Genomic DNA, 4,801 nt, shown 5'->3' with positions numbered 1-4,801 from the left:
TCGCCCTAGACCTGAAGTCAAGAAGCGGCCCGATCCTCGTTAAGATCGAGTACTCGATACCGGAGGCGAATGTCGAAGCCTTCCTGGACCTGATGCGGGAACGCCGCCGGGTGCAAAGCGGCGTGGGAGCCCGGCACTGGAACCTCCAGCGCGATCTGCAGGAGCCGTTGCTCTGGACAGAGACCTTCCGCACCCCTACCTGGATGGACTACCTTCGCCTCAACCACCGCCTCACAGCGGCGGACAAGGAACTGGATCAGCGGCTCCTCGAATTGCATCTGGAAGAGGTTCCACCGCGCACCAGGCTTTCGATCGAGCGTCCGACCGGAGCAAATCGCAGGCGTCAAGAATCGACAGGATTCTTTTTGCGGCGTTGATCTCATGCAAAGCGGCAACGAGCAGCGAAGTACGCGCGGCAATGAGCCAAGGCTCTCGCGATCAGCGATCTCGCGCAGATTTGGTCTCGTATCCTTCTGCGTCGAGTGGCGCGCTACTATTTCCCAGAGGCTGATTGCTTGAAATTCAGCTTCCAACCTTGCCTCGACGGGAACGCACTATGAGGCTGGCGATTGCCTGGCCGCCAGTGGTCGAGTTGATCTGTGGGTGCGGCTCTACCTTCAGGGTGGGGATTGAAGTACGGCCGAGCAGCCGTTACCGCACGGCTCCATTTGTAGGAAGAACCGGCTTGAGCAGATTTGAGCGGCCAGTCGCAGTTCAGGTCAGCCGATGCTGGCGACGCCAGCAATTACCATCCTCAAGGCTTCATCTTCGCTCCTTGGGTCTGGCGCTCGGCCAAACGCTCTGTCTGCGCCACTCGTTCAACTGCTCGACCCCCTTCACGCGCGGCGGCATAAACCTTCACAACGTCGCCGAGATTTGCCTGGCCTGCTTTCGGCACGGAGGCGTGCTCAAATGCCTGGCCGCTGGCTGAGGCACGCAGCATGGTGCGCGCACCCTCTTCGCCGAAGCGGCTCTCAACCGATTTCCGGAACGCCCCCACCTCGCGCTTGACGGCGTTATCACCCTCGATCCTTTTCCACGCTTCGGCGCGAGCCTTGTCGTCTTTTGCCGCCATGACAACTTCGAGCGCTGCCTTCGCCTTGTCCGAGATATCCGCCACCTCGACCATATCGGCCTTCATCTGCTTTTCGACATCGGCGCGATAGCTTTGCGCGGCTCGGCTCTCGAACTCGGAAACGCGTACTATGTTCGGCCCGATCGCCGCCGCGGCCCTTTCCGCGCCCTCCCGCTCCTGCCGCGCCTTGGCACCGGCGAAGAATCCTTCACGACCTCGCAACTCGCCGAGCAGACCTGCATCAGAGCCAATCCGCTGCGCCGCGCTCGTCGGCCCATCGCGCGCGATGACCTCCTCGAGACGCCGTGTTGCCTCCTTCGGATCGCGATAGGCGCTCTCGACGTAGATCGACCTGTCGTTGCGTTCGCGCTGAACGTCGGCGTCGCGATCAACGGCGGCGGCAATGCTCTTTTCATCGAGCGCGCGTCCAGAACTGTCCTTGCGGATCCCGTCAACGCCCATTCCGTCGAAAGCCGGGATAAGAACTTTTTTCGACTCTGCGGTCCGTTCGCCCGGTTCGTTTGTTGAGGTCCCACCCCTGTCGATGCCGGCGCGCTTCTGTGCGCGAACAGCCTCGTCACTCTGCGCGTTGGCTTGATTTCGGTCCGATCCCACCCGCGATGGCGTTACCGCTTCTTCCGTTGGGCGGTCCGCGCGATCCCCGATCGGGCCTTCCTCGGCCGACGGCTGGATGCCGGCGGCACTCTTTTCTGCAACTGCACGCTGCTCCATGTCGGCTCTCCTGTCTTTACGCGCCCCTTCGCCAACCCTTGCCTTGCCACTTTCGCCGTCCTGCGCCGGCTTCCGGGACGGCCCCTCCCCTTCCAGGCCCTCACCCGCGGACACCTGCCCTGTCCGAACCTGGACCTGATCCAGCTTCGCCCGCTGTTCCGGCGTCAGCTCGTCGGCGGTCGCATAGGCCAGCGACGCCGCCTTGATCTCGTTGCGGCCGATCTGCCGCGCCAGCTGCCTCAGATCGCGCGCTGTTTGCGTCGCCACGAAGATCGTTGCGCTCTCACGCTGCCGGGTGAGCGCCACATAGCTGGACGCCGCCCGCCAGTGATGGGTGTGCATGAGATAAGTGTGGTCGAGTGTCTTGCCTTGGCCCTTGTAGATCGTACCGGCGTAGCCGTGACGGAACCCAGAAAACTCCGAGGCATTCCACTCGACCTTTCGGCCCTCTCGCCCCGCTGCCGCATCGAGCGCGACGCTGATGCGGCCGAAGTCACGATCAATCTTCGTAATGACACCGGCATTGCCGTTGTAGATACCAGCGCCCTTCAGCGTGTCGGTGAACTGCACACGGTCTCCCACGGCAAATGCCGCCTCGCCATGCTTGGTGGTGAAGACAAAATCCTCGCCAAGCTCGCCACGCTCGCGCCGGACCGCGCGCAGATCCTTGTTTAGCGCATCGACATCCCTGTTGGTGTAGGCGAACACAAACCGCGACGATGTAGGATCGCCCAGGGAATCCTTCGCCCATCGCTCGACAAGCTTTTCGCGCAGCTCGTCCTGCTTCGACGTCCAGATCACCGCCTTGTTCCGGGCAAAGGCGCGCAGCGCTTCCTCGAACCGCCCGTCCGACAGGTCGTGCGCGGCCTCGCGCTGCCAGTCGACTTTCTGCCGCGTGACCTGGGTGATTTCGACTGAGCCGTGTTCCTTCTTCAACTCGGTAAACAACCCGCCGCGCTCGATCGAACCCAACTGACGATCGTCACCCGCAAGGATAACCTTCGCGCCTGAGAGCCGCGCCTCGCGCAACACCTCGCCGGTGACCTTGGCGTCCATCATCGCCGCCTCGTCGACGACAACCAGAGTGCGGCGATCCCACTGCACGCGGCCGTTCTTGAGCCGGAACAACTCGGCATGCACCGTCGAGCTGCGTGCAAAGCCTGCACGACCAAAATCGGCGGCGTCAAAACCGGGGCGGTCAAAACCGGCACGGTCAAAGCCGTCGTCCTTCATGGCCTGCGCGACGGCATTGGTCGGCGCCAACCCGACAACGCGATAACCCGAACGCTCATGCGCTTCGCGAATGGAATTCAGTGCAAAACTCTTGCCCGTCCCAGCCCGCCCCTCGATGATTTTCAGGCCGCCCGAACCGGTCGCATGCTCGAACGCGGCCAACTGGTCCTCTCGCAATTGCCCTGCCGTGACTGACGCTTCGCGCGCGCCGACGCCAAGATTGCGGTGGTGGCCCGCGGCGACACGTCGCCCATCGGCAAGCGCCACAACCTCCTGATCGCGCACCGCGCGCGTCGTCCACCGACCCAAAGCTTCTCCCGTCTCGCGATCATGCAGCGCCAGCACATCCTCACGCCCGAGCACCGCTGACTTCACGCCCGAGCGCTCATGCTCGTCGCGAATGTGTTTCTTCAAATGCCGGTCAAGATCGTACTCGGAAAAACTCGCCTGGTTGCGCGTCAGTACGCCAAGCACCTTTTCCGGATCGCGCGCGGCCTCTTCATTGGCGTGCCTGATCTGCTCGGCCCGGACATTCGCCTCGGCATCCACCGCCCGCATGCGCACCGGGCCGATATGTTCCTGCGGCACCGCACTTGTCGCGTCCACCCGAATCGAAAAACCCTGGCTCGCAAAATGCCGGTTCTGGTGATCGCGCCATAACACGCCCCAGGCCTCGCCCTCGGCGACGGTCGCCCTGCCCGCGCTGCGCTTGATCACCGGATCGAGATCGCGCGCCTTCTTCGCCGCAAACCCGTCCTCCCCCAGGCGCCGCGTCGTGATCAAAAGATGCGCATGATAATTCGCCCGCTCGCCCTCGCTCTCCGCACCGTGCGGTGCGTGAACATCAACCTGCACGGCCAACCCCTTCGACACGAAATGCTCGATCGCGAACGACCGCGCCAGCTCGACCCGATCGTCATGGCCGAGCTCTTCATTGGCCGGCAGCGCCAGCACGATCTCGCGGGCGAGCTGTGCGTCCTTGCGCTTTTCCATGGCCTCGGCCGCGTTCCATAGCGCATCGCTCGATGACAGCTCGGCCGGCGCCCCGTCTGGCAGCAGCACCTCGTGATGCTCGGGCGCATCCCGGTGCTTGAAATAAAACACCTCGCCGGTGCGCTGCGCCTTGATTGCCTCGCGGCCATTATAGGCGGCCGAGCGCACGGCGCTGCCGCCGTCGGAACGGGAGATGTAGCGGGCACGGGCGAAGGCTATGGCCATGCCCGTAGGATGCCATCGTCGCAACGCCAGCGCAAGCAAGCATTCGCAGAATGCATATTGCGTCTGCAAAGTCCCGGCAGCACAGGTCGCATAGACGCGCCAGATCGGCAGTAGTATTCTTCTGTCGGGGTAGTGACCGTGGCATTTTAGGGCGAGATCATAAACTTGAACCCGAAGCGCAAGCTTGGCATTCTGATCGCGCGGGGCTCATGCGTATGAACAAGGGAGTTGCAAAAACCATGGCCAAAACGTCGCTCGCTGAGCGCATGTCACGCCTCGAACAACAAAAGGCCCGGCTGGCTGAGCAGGAAGCCAAAATCAAGGCCGATGAGCGCAAGCAGCACGTCAGGCGCCTGATCGAGGCCGGCACGCTCATCGATAAGGCCGGACTGCTCGATCTCGAGCCGCAAGCGCTTTATGGCGCCCTCCTCTCCTTGTCGCAGGAAGCCCGCGACGAAAAGCAGATCGCCGTCTGGTCATCGGCGGGTAAAAAGGTGCTCGATCGCGAGGCAAAGACGGCGGCCGCGATCAGGGAACCGCTGA

General features: G+C 63.0%; 3 protein-coding genes. 2 read left to right on the top strand and 1 reads right to left on the bottom strand.

What is annotated here, in order from left to right:
- Positions 1–377, top strand: a 377-nt coding sequence (locus tag O7A70_RS33425) for an MFS transporter (RefSeq protein ID WP_337144144.1), incomplete at its 5' end; no start/stop codon positions are given.
- Between the two features lie 377 nt (positions 378–754).
- Here O7A70_RS33425 and O7A70_RS33420 read toward each other — a convergent pair.
- Positions 755–4,297 (bottom strand): AAA family ATPase, encoded by a 3,543-nt coding sequence (locus O7A70_RS33420; protein WP_337144143.1) that lies wholly within the window; start codon positions 4,295–4,297, stop codon positions 755–757.
- Between the two features lie 200 nt (positions 4,298–4,497).
- On the opposite strand from O7A70_RS33420, the gene O7A70_RS33415 reads away from it, so the two are divergent.
- A partial coding sequence (locus O7A70_RS33415; protein ID WP_337144142.1) for a conjugal transfer protein TraD occupies positions 4,498–4,801 on the top strand: 304 nt, incomplete at its 3' end.

This window comes from Mesorhizobium sp. Cs1299R1N1, assembly GCF_037179655.1.
GTDB lineage: Bacteria > Pseudomonadota > Alphaproteobacteria > Rhizobiales > Rhizobiaceae > Mesorhizobium > Mesorhizobium salmacidum.
Note: the sequence above shows the minus strand (reverse complement) of the source record. Positions and strands in the feature narration are given on the sequence as shown.